We start from the raw sequence: 17,231 nt of genomic DNA, 5'->3' as shown, positions 1-17,231 counted from the left end.
GGCAACCCACGTCCCGTAGGAGCTGCCGAAGGCTGCGATCTTTTGATCTTTCCTACAGACGCCGATGTCCGGCAATTGCGTCGGAGATTTCCTTCAAGTTGTAGCGGCGTTGGTGAACTTGTTCCGGTCCGGAGCCAGGTCTAGTCTGGCTTTGTCACTGAATAAACGGTGACACGGACGTGCAAGTCCGGGTAAAAACACCAACAATTCCTAGCCTATAGGTATTCATCGAGCATTTTGTGTTCGCTGTCCTCGCTTTATGGCGGCTGTGTGCGGGAGATCTTCGGATCTGCCGAGGTTTTGTTGGTCGGTCTCTTACTCGGTCTTGCACCCCGCACATAGCTGCCACCCTACCTTCGCGTGCAAGCGGACCGGGTCAGCGTCTTTTACATAAAGAGGCTAATCATGTTCAAAGAGACTCCAAATCCTCCAGAAACCTCTGGAACCGATTCCCCCGAAGCACTCGACGCCAAAAAAATGAAAGAAGCCGCCGACCGCGCCTTCGCTCATTACTTCCCCCCGGCCGAAGAAAAACGATCCAAGCGCCGTAAATACCACCTCTTCGCCGTCGCCGAGGGTATCAACGACCCCGAAGTCATGCTGGCCAATGCTTCCGAAGACTTGATGTCCATCAGCGCGATTGCGGCTGACCTGGCAGACGATGTCGAAGGCACACGCCGTTCGGTAGTCCTGGCGATCAGCCGTCTATCAGATGGCGTTCAATTGTTGGTGGAACAAGTGCTGGATCACCATGAGGCGATGGCTGCAGCCAAGGTCTAGCCGTTAAATTTCGGTAATTTGAAGGGCGCCTTCGCGGGCAAGCCTCGCTCCTACAAGGACAGCGCAAATCCTGTAGGAGCGAGGCTTGCCCGCGAAGGGGCCATAAGCTTCAACATCCACGCAGGCCGACACACCGCTTTCGCGAGCAGGCTCGCTCCCACAGGGGATTGAGGCCGGACACACTATTTGTATTCACTGAAGATCACCTGTGGGAGCGGGCTTGCTCGCGAAGGCGTCAGACCAGCCGATCATTTTCCAGCGCCAGATACGGCCCCCGTGCCCAACGCTCTACCCGCTCAACCAACAACGCCGAAGCCTCGCGGCGCTTGCTGTCGCTATCGCCAACAAACACCTCCGAAGGCTGTTTCGCATGCAGCCCCACCGCCGCAAACACCTGCTCTCGCTGCACATCATCCAACCCAAAAAACCCGGCCAACCTCCCCGCCATCGCCCCTGGCAACTCACTGTAATTCACCGCCACCCCGCCAAACTCGCGGCATTGCGCCAACCCCAATTCCAACAACCGCCCCAACCGTCGCGCGATGTAATCCTCGTGGCCATCGAATGGCTGATCATCATCCAACCCACTAGCCCCAATCATCCCCGGCACCATATGCATCCCCGGCCGGCGCAGATGGGAAACGGCAATTTCCAACGGATCGCGGTACAAAAACATCCAGGGCGTCTCAGGAAAACACTCACGCAACAACGGCAATTCAGCAATGTTCCACGCATCGAGTTTGATCACCAACCGTTGCTCAAAACCAAGCCGACGCTGGCCATAAGCGGACAACAACCCTTGAATCGCGCTACGCCGCAAAGCCATCGGCAACCCACTGCGCAGCAACGTATCGAGGGGCGGCGGCTCACTGATAACGATGTGATCCTCAAGCCGCGCAAGCATCTGACTGATCAACGTCGACCCACACCGCGACGCATGAAAGATAAACGCACTCGGCGCCAATCCAGGGCTCGTGACCTGCCAATCATTAAGAACAGCCAACGGCGTTTGCCGGCGAAACGCCTGGTTAAACGGCAACCGCAACGCATCGTCCACAGCCTCTCGAAAAAACGGCTGATGCAGCGGCGTGTCACCGAACCAACACCAATCCACCAGCCACTCGCCGGTCTGCTGCCAGACCCGAATCGGCAACCAACCTTCCAGGTTCAGGCGTTCCATTGTTCATTCCATTGGCGACGACCGTTGCGCATCGCGGCGCGTAGTTCTTCGCGGGAAAACACCAGGCCTCGCTCAGCCGCCATCTCTAAAACACGGACGACGAAAACCTCAGTGTTCGCCAAGCCCTGCAACGTCTGCGACAGCTGCGGATCGCTGGCCACTAAGCGCTGAAATTGCAGCAAAGCCCCGTCCCCGACATCAGGCGCAGGCGTGGTCGGCAGACCCTCGATAATCGCTTGTTCCAACCAAGGGCCAGGACGGCAATCAAGCACCAAATGAACCCGCGCCGAACAATCGCGATTGTCCACGCGATGCGGCCGCGACAAATCAAGAAACCAGCACTCCCCCGCCGCCATCGGCATGCGCTGGCCATCGAGCATAAAGTCCACCTGCGGCGGACTCAGCAGCGGAATATGCAGGCGCAAATCGGCCCCCGGCTCGCCCAGGTCATAGTCACGATGTTCATGAATTTGCCCGTTCGGCCCAAGCCGTAGCAGGCGCGCGGAAACGATGTCCAGCGGCAGATCGCGCAAGCCTTGCTGCCAGCGCACATCGCGCCGCCACGGCGCACGCACCTGCGGTTCACCCAGACCCGGCGACAGTTCAGTCAACGCATCCGCCGCCGAAATCAGCGCCACACCGCTCCAGTCGCCAGCGAAGTAAGCCGTGTTGAAATGCCCGTGCCACTCGTCTTCGCCAATCGCCGCCAACGCCTGCAACAGCAACGGCAGATCCACCGTCACTGGCAAGCGCGAGAACGCCGCGCGGCTCATCACGCCGGCAACAGGTTACTTGGCCGGAGCTTGAGGAGGCGTCGGCAGCGCAATGTTGCCCGACGCCCACGCCGCTTCGCGATTGGCCAACGCGGTGGCGATGGACTGGACCTGGGTGGATTGCACTTCATCCGGCATCGGGTCGAGACCGGCGCTGGCGAAGATCTGGCCATAGGCGTTGCGCAGATCGGCGTAGGACAGGTCCCGACGCAAATCTGCCTGCAAGGTGTTCAGTTCACCCTGGATCAAGTCCAGTTCGCCGATGCCGGCCGCCTGATGACGGTTACGCAACTGGCCGAGAATCTGCCCGTCGATGCTCGACAGTTCCTGGTTGGTCTGGAATTGATGCAGCGCTTCCTGATAGTTGGCGTTGGCCACGTAGAGTTGCGCCAGTACGGCGATGGACATCGCCTGACGACGGGCCTTGGCCACTTCTTCGCCGGCCTTGGCCACGTTGATTGCCGCCGGGGCGGAAATCACGTTAAACAGGTTCCAGGTCAGCTTGACCCCGTAGTCGGCCCACTTGTCGTTGACCAAAAACGAGTTGCTGTCGTAGTGCCCGCCGGCCGAAAACTCGATCCCCGGCAACAGGCGCAACATGGCTTTGCGGGTTTCAGCGGTGCTGATCCGCGTCTGGTAATCCTGCTCGCGCAGTTCTGGGCGACTGGCCAACGCTTCGTGTTCGAGGCTGGCCATGCCGACTTTCAGTTGCGGAATGGTGTAGTCATCCGGCGTCGCCAATTTCAGATCGGTGCCCATCGGCAGGTTGATCAGGGTCGACAGTTCGGTCTTGGCCAGGGACAACGCGCGGCGCTGCTCCTGCAACTGACGAGTCGCCTCGATCAGCGAGCGCTGGTAACCCAACGCCACGACCGGGTCGCCGATGCGTTGTTCGCTCATGCTCTGGCTGTTGTTGCGCGCGGTATCGACCCGCGCCATCAGGCTGTCGATTTGCGTGAGCAGGCGTTCGGCGGCCACGGCGCGCCAATAGGCCGAGCGCACGTCCTGGACGATGGTGTTGATCACTTTGCGCCGGCGTTCCTGAACGATCAGGCGCTGGTCGCCCTGCTGCTTGGCGCTGATGTAACTGACGCCGAAGTCGAGGACGTTCCAGACCATGGTCAGGTCAGCCACGCGACGGTCGCGGTCCTGGGAAGTCGACGGTTCCAACGACTGGGTGCCGGTGAGCACGCTTTGGCTGCTGGAGGCGCCGACGTTACTACGCCCGACATAGCCTGCATCCAGGGCCATGCGCGGCAGCATGTCGAAACTGGCGAGGTCGAGTTGGCGTTTGGCCAAAGCCTCTTCCATGATCTTGAGCCGGCCTTCGAGGTTGTACTTCACCGCGCGGGCCATCGCCTGGTGCAAGGTCAACGGACCGCTGAGCGGTTCCTGACCGGTGTACATCGTCTGCATATCGCTTTTGGCACGTTGCTCGCTGACGCTGCGTTCAATCGGCTCACTTTTGACCGCACATCCGCTGATCGCCAGCGCCAGCAGGCTGGCACCGAATAACTTATGACTTCTTTTCATCCCTGGATCGCCCCTAGGTGCCGCACTGAATTATGTGTGTGTTTCAAGCCTGCATTTCGCTGATGCCGACTTGTTGCAAAGCAGCGGCCAGGCTGTTGACCTGCCGTTGCTCGGTGTCTTTGATTTCTTGTAATTGCTGACTCAGGGTCGGCGCGCCAAACACCCCGCGCAGGCCTTGGGAAACATCGCCGCCGCGGATGGAATGACTGCCGAAACTGTTCAGCGAATCGCGCTCGGCGCTGGTGTCTTGATTGAACAGGCTCGACAACGTACTGGTGCCGAACACCCCGCCATCGCCGCCGCCAAACCCGAGGAAGCCGTGGCCCGAACCATCGCCCGTGCCGCTGTCGCTGCTGCTGAACACCTGGGCAATAAAGCTCGGCGCCAGCGCCCCGCGATTGATGAAGATGTCGCCCAATGGCCGGATGCCGTCCCCCAGCACCCGGTCTTCAAACAGCGGCGCAAACGTCAGTGGCGAAGCCAGCGTGCCGGTTGGCGCAGCGAAGATGACCGGTTGCAGCGGCAGGTGCGGCTGGTCAGGAACGGTCACGGGTTGCGAGACGCGGAACTCCGGATCCGGCGGTACCACCACAATCGTCGCCGAAGGTGCCGGCACGGTGTTGATCGCGTAACCGTTCGATTGGCTGGTGCCGCTGCCGGCGTTGCCCGAGCCGTCCGTCACGCCCGCGACGTTCAGGCTGATCGCGTTATTGGCGTTGCTCAGGTTGCTGGTCGGCGTCAGGGTCGCGGTCCAGGTTTTGCCACCGTCGTTGCTCGACAGGTTGGACAAAGTGCCGTTGGCCACGTTGACGTCGGACAAGTCGAAACCGCTCACCGCTTCGTTGAAGGTGAAGGTCACCAGAGAGGTCTGGCCCACGCCCAGGTTCGGGTTGGCCACGACGACCGTGGCGGTCGGCCGCTCGCCGTCGATCACATAGTTGTTGGACACCGCCACGCCATCGCCGGTGTTACCCGACAAGTCGCTGACGTTGCTGGTGTCCAGCGCGATGAAGTTGCTAGGGTCGGTGATGTTGGCGGTCGGCGTGAAGGTGCCGGTCCAGGTATTGCCGCCGTCGCTGCTGGCCAGGTTGGTCAGTTCGCCGTTGGTGACGCTAAGGTCCGACAGGTCGAAGTTGTTCACCGCTTCGCTGAAGGTGATCGTCACCAGCGTGGTCTGGCCCATGCCCAGGTTCGGGTTGGCGACCACGATGGTGGCGGTCGGCCGCGTGGCATCGAGCGCGTAGTTGTTGGAGATCGCAATCCCCGCACCGGCATTGCCGGCGGCGTCCGCCACGTTGCTGCTGTCGAGCAGGATCAGGTTGGTGGTGTCGTTGATGTTGGCCGTCGGGGTCAGGGTCGCCGTCCAGGTTTTGCCGCCGTCACTGCTGAGCAGGTTGGACAGGCTGCCATTGGCGACGCTGAGGTCCGACAGGTCGAAACCGGATACCGCTTCAGTGAAGGTGATGGTAACCGTGGTGGTCTCGCCGATGCCCAAGCGGTTGTCCGCCACGACGATGGTCGCGGTCGGCCGCGCGGTGTCGATCGCATAGTTGTTGGAATTAGTCACACCCAAGCCGCTGTTGCCCGAACCGTTGACCACGCCGGTGTTGTCGAGGCTGATCAGGTTGGTGGTGTCGGTCACGTTGGTGGTCGGGGTGAAAGTCGCGGTCCAAGTGATACCGCCGTCGCCGCTGCTGACATTGCTCAACGTGCCGTTGGCGATGGTCAGGTCGGCGTTGGTGAAACCGCTTACGGCTTCGCTGAAGGTGATGGTCACCGCAGACGTTTCACCGGCCTTGAGGGCGTTGTCGGCGACCACGATGGTCGCGGTCGGTACGCTGGTTTCCACCACGTAGTTGGCGGAATCGGTGGTGCCTGCGCCCGCATTGCCGGCCACATCGGCCACGCCGGTGTTGTTCAGCGTGATCACGTTAGTTGCGTCAGTCACACCGATAGTCGGGGTGAAGGTCGCGGTCCAGGTGATGCCGCCGTCGCTGCTGCTCACCGCACTCAAGGTGCCGTTGGCGATGGTCAGGTCACTGTTGTCGAAACCGCTGACCGCCTCGCTGAAGGTGATAGTCACCAGCGAGGTTTCGCCCGGTTTCAGGGCGGTGTCGCTCAGCACGATGGTGGCGGTCGGGCGCTGACTATCGACAGCGTAATTATTCGAATCGGTGGTGCCGCTGCCACTGTTGCCGGACAGATCCTGCACGCCAGTATTGTCCAGGCGCACGATGTTGCTGGTGTCGGTGATGCCGGCCAACGGCGTCAACGTGGCAGTCCAGGTAATCCCGCCGTCGCTGCTGCTGACGTTGCTCAGGGTGGCGTTATCGATGGTCAGGTCGCTGTTATCGAAACCGCTGACCGCTTCGCTGAAGGTGATGGTCACTAGCGTGGTCTGGCCGACGCCCAAGGCTGGATCGGCCACGACGATGGTCGCGGTTGGGCGCTGGGTGTCGATGGCGTAGTTGTTCGAATCGGTGGTGCCGCTGCCGGCGTTGCCCGAAGCGTTTTGTACGCCAGTGTTGTCCAGAGTGATCAGGTTGGTCGCGTCAGTGACGGCGCTGGTCGGCGTAAAGGTCGCCGTCCAGGTGATGCCGCCGTCGCTGCTGCTCACCGCCGTCAACGTGCCGTTGGCGATGGTCAAGTCAGCGTTGCTGAAACCGGTCACGGCTTCAGAGAAGGTCACGGTCACCAGCGAGGTTTCACCGATGTTCAGCGCAGTGTCGGCAACCACGATGGTGGCGGTCGGCAGGACGGTGTCGATGCTGAAGTTGGCCGAGTTGGTGGTGCCGCTGCCTGCGTTTCCGGCCAGGTCGGCCACTCCGGTGTTGTTCAGGGTGATCAGGTTGGTGGTATCCCGGACGCCCACTGTCGGCGTGAAAGTTGCGGTCCAGGTGATGCCGCCGTCGCTGCTGCTCACTGCACTCAAGGTGCCATTCGGCACGCTCAAATCACTGTTGTCGAAACCGCTGACCGCCTCGCTGAAGGTGATGGTCACCAGCGAGGTTTCGCCTGCGCTCAGGGTCGGGTCGGCGACCACGATGGTGGCGGTTGGACGCAGACTGTCGATCACGTAGTTGTTGGAATCGGTGGTGCCCGAGCCAGCGTTGCCGGCCACGTCCGCGACACCGGTGTTGTCCAGCGTGATGAGGTTGGTCGCGTCGTTGATGCTCGCGGTCGGCGTAAAGGTCGCGGTCCAGGTCACGCCGCCGTCACTGCTGCTGACGGCGGTCAATGTGCCGTTGGCGATGCTCAGGTCGGCGTTGGTGAAACCGCTCACCGCTTCGCTGAACGTGATGGTTACCAGCGAGGTTTGACCCGCCGCCAGGGTTGGGTCGGCTACCACGATGGTCGCAGTCGGACGCTGGGTGTCGATGGCATAGTTGTTCGAATCGGTGGTGCCGCTGCCGGCGTTACCCGAGGCGTTTTGTACGCCGCTGTTGTCCAAGGTGATCAGGTTCGTCGTGTCAGTGACGGCGCTGGTCGGCGTAAAGGTGGCCGTCCAGGTGATGCCGCCGTCGCTGCTGCTCACCGCAGTGAGTGTGCCGTTGGCGATGGTCAGGTCGGCGTTGCTGAAACCGGTCACGGCTTCAGAGAAGGTCACAGTCACCAGTGAGGTTTCACCGATGTTCAGCGCAGTGTCGGCAACCACGATAGTGGCCGTCGGCAGCACGGTGTCGATGGTGAAGTTGGCCGAGTTGGTGGTGCCGGTGCCCGTGTTGCCGGCAATGTCGGTCACCCCGGTGTTGTTCAGGACGATCAGGTTGGTGGTGTCCTTGACGCCGACTGTCGGCGTGAAGGTCGCGGCCCAGGTAATCCCGCCGTCGCTGCTGCTCACCGCACTCAAGGTGCCATTCGGCACGCTCAAATCACTGTTGTCGAAACCGCTGACCGCTTCACTGAAGGTGATGGTCACCAGCGAGGTTTCGCCTGCGCTCAGGGTCGGGTCGGCGACCACGATGGTCGCGGTCGGACGCAGGCTGTCGATCACGTAGTTGTTGGAGTCAGTGGTACCCGAGCCAGCGTTGCCGGCCACGTCCACGACACCGGTGTTGTCCAGCGTGATGAGGTTGGTCGCGTCGTTGACGCTCGCGCTTGGCGTGAAGGTCGCGGTGTAGGTGATGTTGTCGCTGGTGGTCAGGCCGGACAGGGCGCCGTTCGCGACGGTGAAGTCGGCGAGGGTCAGGCCGGTCACCGCTTCGCTGAAGGTGATGGTCACCAGCGAGGTTTGACCCGCCGCCAGGGTTGGATCAGCCACCACGACAGCCGCGGTTGGACGCACGGTGTCGATGGCGTAGTTGTTGGAATTGGTGGTGCCGCTGCCGGCGTTGCCCGAGGCGTTTTGCACACCGCTGTTGTCCAGGGTGATCAGGTTGGTCGCGTCGGTGATGGCGCTGGTCGGTGTAAACGTCGCCGTCCAGGTAATGCCGCCATCGCTGCTGCTCACGGCGGTGAGTGTACCGTTGGCGATGGTCAGGTCGGCGTTGCTGAAACCGGTCACGGCTTCAGAGAAAGTCACTGTCACCAGCGAGGTTTCACCAATATTCAGCGCGTTGTCCGCGACCACGATGGTCGCCGTCGGCGCCACGGTATCGATGGTGTAATTGCCCGAGTTGGTGGTGCCCGCGCCCGCGTTACCGGCCAGGTCAGCCACGCCGGTGTTGGCCAGGGTGATGACGTTGGTCGCGTCATTGATGCCGGCGGTCGGCGTGAAAGTCGCCGTCCAGGTGATGCCACCGTCGCTGCTGCTGACGGCGGTCAACGTGCCGTTGGCAATGCTCAGGTCGGCGTTGGTGAAACCGCTGACCGCTTCGCTGAAGGTGATGGTCACCAGCGAGGTTTCGCCCGCACTGAGGGTCGGGTCGGCCAGGACGATAGTCGCGGTTGGGCGCACGGTATCGATGGCGTAGTTGTTGGAATCGGTGGTGCCGCTGCCGGCGTTACCCGCCGTGTCGCTGATCCCGGTGTTGTTCAGGGTGATCAGGTTGGTCGCGTCAGTGATGCTGGTGGTTGGCGTGAAGGTCGCGGTCCAGGTGATACCGCCGTCGCTGCTGCTCACCGCCGTCAGCGTGCCGTTGGCGATGCTCAGGTCAGCGTTGGTGAAACCGGTCACCGCCTCGCTGAAGGTGATAGTCACCAGCGAGGTTTCGCCGATTCTCAGCGCGTTGTCCGCCACTACGATGGTTGCCGTTGGGCGCACGGTGTCGATGGCGTAATTATTGGAATCGGTGGTGCCCGTGCCGGCGTTGCCCGCCGTGTCGCTGACCCCGGTGTTGTCCAGGGTGATCAGGTTGGTCGCGTCATTGATGCTGGTGGTTGGCGTAAAAGTAGCTGTCCAGGTGATGCCACCGTCGCTGCTGCTCACCGCGGTGAGCGTGCCGTTGGCAATCGTCAGGTCGGCGTTGGTGAAGCCGGTCACGGCTTCGCTGAAGGTGATGGTCACCAGCGAGGTTTCGCCGATTCTCAGCGCATTGTCGGCCACGACGATGGTCGCGGTCGGGCGCTGGGTGTCGATCGCGTAGTTGTTGGAGTTGGTCGTACCGGTGCCGGCATTGCCCGACAGGTCCTGCACGCCGGTGTTGGCCAGGGTGATCAGGTTGGTGGAGTCATTGATGCTGGCGGTTGGGGTGAAGGTCGCCGTCCAGGTGATACCGCCGTCGCTGCTGCTCACGGCGGTCAACGTGCCGTTGGCGATGCTCAGGTCGGCGTTGGTGAATCCGCTCACGGCCTCGCTGAAGGTGATGGTCACCAGCGAGGTTTCGCCAATGCTCAGCGCGTTGTCGGCCACGACGATGGTCGCGGTCGGGCGCACGGTGTCGATCGCATAGTTGTTCGAATCGGTGGTGCCGGTGCCGGTGTTGCCGGCCGTGTCGCTGATCCCGGTGTTGGCCAGGGTGATCAGGTTGGTCGTGTCATTGATGCTGGCGGTCGGCGTGAAGGTCGCCGTCCAGGTGATGCCGCCGTCACTGCTGCTCACGGCCGTCAGCGTGCCGTTGGCGATGGTCAGGTCGGCGTTGGTGAAACCAGTCACGGCCTCGCTGAAGGTGAAGGTCACCAGCGAGGTTTCGCCGATTTTCAGCGCGGTGTCCGTCACCACGATGGTCGCCGTCGGGCGCTGGGTGTCGATCGCGTAGTTGTTCGAGTTGATCACACCGAGCCCGGCATTGCCGGACAGATCCTGCACGCCAGTCTTGTCCAGGGTGATCAGGTTGGTCGTGTCAGTGATACCGGCGGTCGGCGTGAAAGTCGCGGTCCAGGTAACGCCGCCGTCGCTGCTGCTCACCGCCGTCAACGTGCCGTTGGCGATGGTCAGGTCGGCGTTGGTAAAACCGGTCACGGCTTCGCTGAAGGTGATGGTCACCAGCGAGGTTTCGCTGCTGTTCAGCGCGGTGTCCGCGACCACGATGGACGCGGTCGGCGCCACGGTATCGTGGATCACGTAGTTGTTGGAGGTGCCGGAGCCGGTGCCGACGTTGCCTGCCAAATCCTGCACACCGGTGGTGTCGAGGGTGATGGCGTTGGTCGGTGCGTTGATATTGCCCGCCGCCGTCAGGGTCGCGGTCCAGGTGATGCCGCCGTCGCTGCTGCTGACTGCGCTTAGCGTGCCGTTGGCCACGGTCAGGTCGGCGTTGGTGAAATTGTTCACGGCCTCGCTGAAGGTGATGGTCACCAGTGAGGTGCCGCCGGAGTTCAGGTTGGTGGTGCCGACCACGATGCTCGACACGGTTGGCGGGGTCACGTCCGGTGCGTAGTTGGTATTGAGCGTGCCGCCGTCGTTGAAGATGTTGCTCACTGCGGCCGGAGAGCTGCCGGTACCGCCGCCGCCCGATGCCTGTCCGCCCGAACCGCTGCCGCCGGCATTGCCGGCCATGGCGCCGAAGTTGGCCGCCGTCATCAACAGCGTGCCTTTGTTCCAGATCGCGCCGACGCCTTTGCCGCCCGCGCCACCCGGGTCGGAAGAGCCGCCGTTGCCACCACCGCCGCCACCGCCACCACCGGCCGCGACGTTGTTAGAGATCACCGACGTACCGACGACCGTCAGGGTGCCGGTGGAAGCGTTGTAGATGCCGCCGGCTGCCGAAGAACCGGCCCGGCCGACCTTGTCCCAACCGGAGCCACCGCCGCCACCGCCAATGGACACGGTGCCGTTGGTCGCCGTGCCACCGTTGCCGCCGTTACTGTAATTGGAAGCGCCGAGGCCGCCGGCACCGCCGGTGGTTGTACCGCCGTGACCGCCCATGTAATTGGAGTTGTAGGTACCGCCATTACCGCCACTGCCCGCCCCGCCGGCCGTACCGGCATACACGCCAGTGCCGAAACCGGCGGTGCCGCCATGACCACCGGTTTGACCACCCAGCGAACCGCCACCACCACCGCCGCCACCAACCGCGCCGCCAACGTAAGGTGCGGTTACGCCACCGCCGCCACCGCCGCCCGAGGCCGCGTTATCGGTCACCGTGACGTTTCTGAGGGTCAGGTTGCCGGAGTTAAGAATACCGCCACCCATCGCCCCCGCGCCGTCCGTGCCCGCCGCCGCGCCTACACCGGCCACCATGCCCTGTTTGATGACCAGGCCATCGAAGGTCGCCGTGACGCCGGAGTTCACCTGCAGCACGCGGGTTTTGTACTGACCGTTAAGGGTGACGTCGGCAACGCCGTCGTTATTCAGGTCACCATCAATCGTGACGTTCTTGGTGATCGTCAGCTGTGAGTTCAGCCCGACGATCATGCTGGTGTTGAACGTGACGGTGTCACCGGCCACGGCATTGGACAGGGCGGTACGCAAAGAACCCACGCCGCTGTCGCTGTTATTGAGCACGGTCACGGTCGCCAGGCTGTACTGGTAACCGGCCATGGACGCGGATGACAACACGCTGCGGCTTTCAATGCTGCCGGTGGTGATTTCCAGGTTCCAGTCGCCGCCCACGCCGGTACGGTTGGTGGACGCGGCAATATCGCGGCCGGTGAGTTGCGCCAGCGAATCGACAAAACTCACGCCGCGCTCACCTTCGCCGGTATTGCAGGCGTAGATCAGGATGTCGCCACCGACATTCATGTCCTTGCCGATCTGCGCCAGCACGTCGCTGCGCGCGGCGACGTTGTCGGCCGACAGGTAGCTGTTGCCCAGCCACAGGTCGCCGGAATAGCCGTGGGCGATGATCTGCACCGAGCTCACGCCCTGATGGGTGTCGAGGTAAGCGGCGATCTGCTGCAAGCCGTCCTTGCTGGCATCCAGTGTCACCACTTCGGTGCCCGGTGCCACGCCGTTGAGCAGGCTGTCGGTGTCTTTTATGCGTGAATCGACGAACACCACGCTCTGGCCGGGTACGGCGGTGGGTGTCGCCGCGGGTGCGGGGGTTGCGGCGGAGGCGTTGTCCGCCTGGCCATGCGTGTCTTTGCTGGCGGTCGGGTGATCGGCCGCCGGCGGCTTGGCAGCGTCAGCCGTGGGGTGACTGTCGGGCTGGGCCGCATCGGCCACGGTGGCCGCGACCGCGCCGTCGAACAGCATGCGCGGTTCCAGGGACATGATCATCGGCGATGCCAGCACGCGAGCGCCCTGGGCCTTTTGCGATTTGCCGTTGTTCCACCACATGCTGCTCACCCGAACTCGAACTTTTATGACGGCCAAGAAAAAGCCGCGATCAATTAATTGATCGCGGCGTCGGATTTCATACGAATGACATTGGCGGCGCTGGAGGACCCATCGTGCCAGAAGGACAACTCTGCATATTTGTCGAACAAGTCCGGCGGCAGGATCGTGCGCCGTGACTCCAATGCAACCTTGGGTTTGACCCGATGCAACCCCGAGACGCCGAGGGCCTGGTCAAACTCCGGCGCGTCGTAGACGAGGTTGTTGAAGTCATGCTCGAACCACGGCTCGCCAATGAATTCGTAGACCAGCCGAAGAACCCTTTCGGGCGCCTGGCTGAGCAGATCGTAATCGACAATCAGCAAGGAATCGGCGTTTTCGCCGTAGTAGGCTTCCTTGAGCGCGGTCCAGGCGAAACCCACCAGGCGATTGCGCTGGGCCAGGGTTTCACAACGGCTGTAGACGGTGTTGCGCTCGACTTCGTCGTTGAACAGCTTGGTGTTCTCGAACGGGTTGGCGCGGTACAGGCGCTCGAGGCTGTCCATCACCCAGGCGACGTTGCGCACACAGGCAATGGTTTTGGCCTTGGGAAACAGGTCTTGCAGCGCGGGCAGGCGCGAACACCACTGGCGATTGGTGTCGAAGATGACGGGCGTGTCGGCGTGGCCGGCGTAGTAGGAGTCGAACAACCCGCGCAATAGACGGCGACGCAATGGCGTGTCGATGACCGAGCCAAATTCGCTGCCGGCGCTGCATTGTTCGAGGACGCTGGTAAAGAGGGTGCCAACAGGGCTGCTCATGCCGGCATGAAAGCGTGGGTTTTGCAGCAAGATGGCGGCGAGCAGGGTAGACCCTGAGCGTGGCAGCCCGGATATAAAGTGATACTGCGGCAATCCCTTCACCCTAGTCGGAAGTCCCTTTATATGTCGAAGCGTAGTCTATGAAGCGGGGGCCGACTAGTGGTGTTTTGATATCAATTTGAAGCTAAAAATACGGGCTTGATCTGAAAGTATTGAGCCAGATGGGTTGAATCGTTTCAGCAGTTTCAAAATTTGTTGATGGGGGTCAGAGATCCGGTTCAAGGCTGCTGGCTGACATCAAAAATAGCCGTGCACGGTTGTTGCCAGCCTCCGTTTCACTGACTTTTTGCCAGCCTGTGGGTAGCGGGGCGAATTCGTCTGGCTGGTCGGCAGTGCTGATCAACCATACCCGCCGCGTACCTGGAGGCAGTTCGCTAAGGTGGTCGAGGTAGATTTTTTCAGCGTTGTCATCCACAAGCGTGCCAAATCCGTAGGCATTCGGACGGCTGGAAGTGCCATCGGTCAATGGAGGGGTATAGAGCATCGGCGCGGCGTCAGTGCGGTTGTAATAGACATAAGGCATGTACCAGAGCAGGTCGCTGATAACGATCTGATCGCCCTCGACGTAGTGCTGATTGACGAACGCCACCATCACGCTGGTCTGGTCATTCACATCAATCGTGGCATTGGTCTTCAGCCCCACCAGCTCAGTGCCGAGCAGCAGCACCAGCAACCCCAGCGCCAGCACGCGAAAGCCATCCCACAACCGGTCGATGGCCAGCGCCAGGATCAGCGGCAAGCCCAGCGCAAAAGCGGTCAGGTAGCGCTCGATAAATACCGGCGAGATAAACGATACGCCGTACACCGTCAGCAACGGCAATAGGGTGTAGATGGCCAGCAAGGCACTCCAGCGAAAGAGACTGCGATCACGCATAACCGTCACCACGATCACCGCTGACAACAGCAGCGGCAGTGCAATGAAGATCGGCCAGGGCAAGGCATCACCGTCGTCCTGGATCAGGAAATCCCAGACCATCGACGGCAGTGAACTCAGGGTAACCGGCAGTTCCCAGCCCACATCACCGTTGGCTTTTAGCTGATCGAGGTGCTGCAGCAGATCGATCAGGCCAGGCAGCCAGGGCATGAACAACGCGACTATCGCGACGTTGCTAAGCCACCAGGCCGGGCGGGTGATGAGCTTCACGGGATGGGTTGGATGCAGGCGCAGGAGCAACAGATAAGTCCAGTGGGCAACCACACACAGGGCCGTGAAGTAGTGGGTGTAGAACCCCGCTGTCAGCAGCAGCGCATAGACCGCCAGATAACGCGTGCGCAGGGGGTGTTTGACCCAGTACACCAGCGCGATTGTCGCCCCGAGCAACCACAGCCCCAGCAGCGAATACATCCGCACTTCCTGGCTGTAGCGCACCGCCGTGGGCAGCAGCGCCAGTAACAAACCGGCGAGCAGCGCGGCCCGGGGATTGGCCACCAATCGCACCAGCCAGAACCCCAGCGCCACCGTGGCAATACCCGGCAATGCGCTCAAGCTGCGGATCGAGAAAATGCCGTCGCCAAACAATTCGATCCAGCCGTGCAGCAGCATGAAATACAGCGGCGGGTGCACGTCATGGGCGGCGTGAAACCAGATATCGCCCAGGGAATATTGGCTCATCAACAAACTGGAGCCTTCATCGCCCCAAATAGCGGCAGCGGTGAGGTCGTAAAAACGCACGGCCGCGGCCAACGCCAGAATCAGCCAGAACCCGTAATCAGCCAGCCATTGCGGCAGCGGCGACAATGCCGTGGCACGAGTACGTCCGGCACGCCCATCCGGCTTGCCGGCAAGCTCTGTTTCCCTGCGGTACTCCATGAAACTTCCCCGCCTGGTCGAATAAAACCCAATCACTCCAAAGCACTCTGGAGTTGCCGTTCGATGCTGCCCCCATCTCTGCAAGAACGCAATCCGGCGACTTTCACACCAGCGTCTACGCTACTACTGGCCCGGGCAGTAGCGTCGGGCCAGTACGTTCCTCTCCAAAAAACCACATGGATATAAAAACTATGGACGTGTTTCTCGGAACCATTCTTCCCTTCGGCTTCTCGTACGCCCCAAGCGGCTGGATGCAAGCTAACGGGCAGACGCTGCCGATCAGCCAATACAACGCGTTGTTTGCCTTGCTAGGGGTGACCTACGGCGGCAATGGCTCGCAAACCTTCATGCTGCCCAACCTGTGCGGACGTCTGCCGATGCACCAGGGCCAGGGCATCAACCTGACGAACCGGGTCATCGGTGAAGTCATCGGCACGGAAAATACCAGCCTGCTGGTAGCCAACCTGCCGCCGCATGCCCCCGTCATCACCGCCACCGCCACGTCAGCCCTGACCGCCTCCACCACGGTCAACCTGGCGAGTGTGCCGAGCACTCCCACCACCACACCGTCGAATGACAATGCCTACATCGGTGCCTCCGCAGCCACGGGGCCGAGTTCCGCCGCGATCTTCTCGACCGCACAGGGCGCCAACCCGATAGCGCTCAAGGGTGTCGACAGCACCGTGGGCGGCACCGTCAACGTGACCGCCACCGCGCAACCCATCGGCAGCGGCACGCCACTGGGCATTATCAACCCGGTCCTGGTGTTGAACTTCTGCGTGGCCCTGCAGGGTCTTTTCCCTTCACGCAATTGACCCTGGCGTCGGGGCCGATGGCCCCGACCCTTTCATTTTTTCAGGGAGCAGATTCATGCTTGATCAGATTACCGGCGAGCACTTCCGCCAGTTGCTCGGCACTTCCAGGCCGCTTTACCTCAGTGATGGCAGCGAGATACCGGTGGTGATCGTGTCCGTGGTGGACAAGCCCAATGCACGCATGTCCGCCACCGGGCGCATGCCGTTTGGCGTGGAACTGAGCAGCCCGGCACAGACGACCTTTATCGACGGTCCCTGCGCCATCGAGCTGCCCGAGCTGGGCCGGATCGAAGGCATCGTCGTCTCTCGCACCCCGGAGCTGGGGCGCGACGCCAGCCACACCTACTTCGACATCACCGTCAACTGACTAGCGCCGACTGCGGCTGGCCCGGATACCAGACCAGCCGCTCGGCCGCCACGTTGCTTTCCTCGACCTGAAACCCCAGCGCCAGATAGTGCCGGCGCGCATGCGGGTTATTCGCCCAGACAACCGTTGCCACCGGGCAGCGCACCTGTTCGGCGGCTTTCTGCACCCCCTGCAACACCGTGCGGCCATAGCCCTTGCCCCGCGCGGCCGGGATAAACGCCAGGTACAGCACGCGAATTTCATTGGTGCCGAAATCGGCGGTCAACGCACCAATCGGCGTGCCGAGTTTTTCCACCACAAAGTGCATGGCATTGGGATAAGACTCCCCGGTGCCCTGCTCTTGCACTTTGAATTGCTGGGCGATCACCTCTTCGACCAGCTCCTGCTCGCCATCGATCCATTGCAGATCGGGCCGTGCGGCGTGGTAGAGGTTGTGTAAAAACGGCCCGTCGGTGGCACCGGACGGACGCACCACCAGATCACCCACGTCATTGGAATTGTTGTTCAGCATTGCAATCTC

Annotated in this window: 10 protein-coding genes; 3 read left to right on the top strand and 7 right to left on the bottom strand. The window is 61.8% G+C overall.

Going from position 1 to position 17,231, the window contains the following annotated elements:
• Positions 1–405: 405 nt before the first annotated feature.
• Positions 406–780, top strand: coding sequence for a DUF6124 family protein (locus tag LOY68_RS00805; protein WP_265042430.1), 375 nt, complete (start codon positions 406–408; stop codon positions 778–780).
• 235 nt (positions 781–1,015) lie between these two features.
• Here LOY68_RS00805 and LOY68_RS00800 read toward each other — a convergent pair whose 3' ends face one another.
• From LOY68_RS00800 to LOY68_RS00775, 6 genes are all read right to left on the bottom strand, one after another.
• Entirely contained in the window at positions 1,016–1,960 is a 945-nt protein-coding gene (locus tag LOY68_RS00800; protein ID WP_265042429.1) for a sulfotransferase family protein, read from the bottom strand.
• Positions 1,948–2,733 (bottom strand): aspartyl/asparaginyl beta-hydroxylase domain-containing protein, encoded by a 786-nt coding sequence (locus tag LOY68_RS00795; protein WP_265042428.1) that lies wholly within the window; start codon positions 2,731–2,733, stop codon positions 1,948–1,950. Before LOY68_RS00795 ends, LOY68_RS00800 begins: the two co-directional genes overlap by 13 nt.
• A gap of 15 nt (positions 2,734–2,748) precedes the next feature.
• Positions 2,749–4,266: a TolC family protein gene (locus tag LOY68_RS00790; protein WP_163907657.1), complete on the bottom strand. Its 1,518-nt coding sequence runs from the start codon at positions 4,264–4,266 to the stop codon at positions 2,749–2,751.
• Between the two features lie 43 nt (positions 4,267–4,309).
• Positions 4,310–12,862 (bottom strand): Ig-like domain-containing protein, encoded by an 8,553-nt coding sequence (locus LOY68_RS00785; RefSeq protein WP_320110087.1) that lies wholly within the window; start codon positions 12,860–12,862, stop codon positions 4,310–4,312.
• Positions 12,863–12,915: 53 nt separating this feature from the next.
• Positions 12,916–13,752 carry a sulfotransferase family protein gene (locus LOY68_RS00780; protein WP_265042427.1) on the bottom strand — a complete coding sequence of 279 codons (837 nt, stop codon included), beginning with the start codon at positions 13,750–13,752 and terminating at the stop codon, positions 12,916–12,918.
• 172 nt (positions 13,753–13,924) lie between these two features.
• Complete coding sequence (locus LOY68_RS00775) at positions 13,925–15,529, bottom strand: glycosyltransferase family 39 protein (RefSeq protein ID WP_265042426.1); 1,605 nt, start codon at positions 15,527–15,529, stop codon at positions 13,925–13,927.
• Positions 15,530–15,720: 191 nt separating this feature from the next.
• Here LOY68_RS00775 and LOY68_RS00770 point away from each other — a divergent pair, with 191 nt between their 5' ends.
• Complete coding sequence (locus LOY68_RS00770; RefSeq protein WP_265045735.1) at positions 15,721–16,344, top strand: phage tail protein; 624 nt, start codon at positions 15,721–15,723, stop codon at positions 16,342–16,344.
• Between the two features lie 55 nt (positions 16,345–16,399).
• On the top strand, positions 16,400–16,711 hold the full coding sequence (locus tag LOY68_RS00765) for a DUF6916 family protein (RefSeq protein WP_054050302.1): 312 nt from the start codon (positions 16,400–16,402) through the stop codon (positions 16,709–16,711).
• Here LOY68_RS00765 and LOY68_RS00760 read toward each other — a convergent pair.
• Positions 16,704–17,222: a GNAT family N-acetyltransferase gene (locus LOY68_RS00760; RefSeq protein ID WP_054616604.1), complete on the bottom strand. Its 519-nt coding sequence runs from the start codon at positions 17,220–17,222 to the stop codon at positions 16,704–16,706. The genes LOY68_RS00765 and LOY68_RS00760 overlap by 8 nt on opposite strands.
• Positions 17,223–17,231 lie beyond the last annotated feature (9 nt).

It is taken from the genome of Pseudomonas sp. B21-053, from assembly GCF_026016365.1.
Classification (GTDB): Bacteria; Pseudomonadota; Gammaproteobacteria; order Pseudomonadales; family Pseudomonadaceae; genus Aquipseudomonas; species Aquipseudomonas nunensis.
This window is presented reverse-complemented; position numbering and strand designations above follow the sequence as displayed.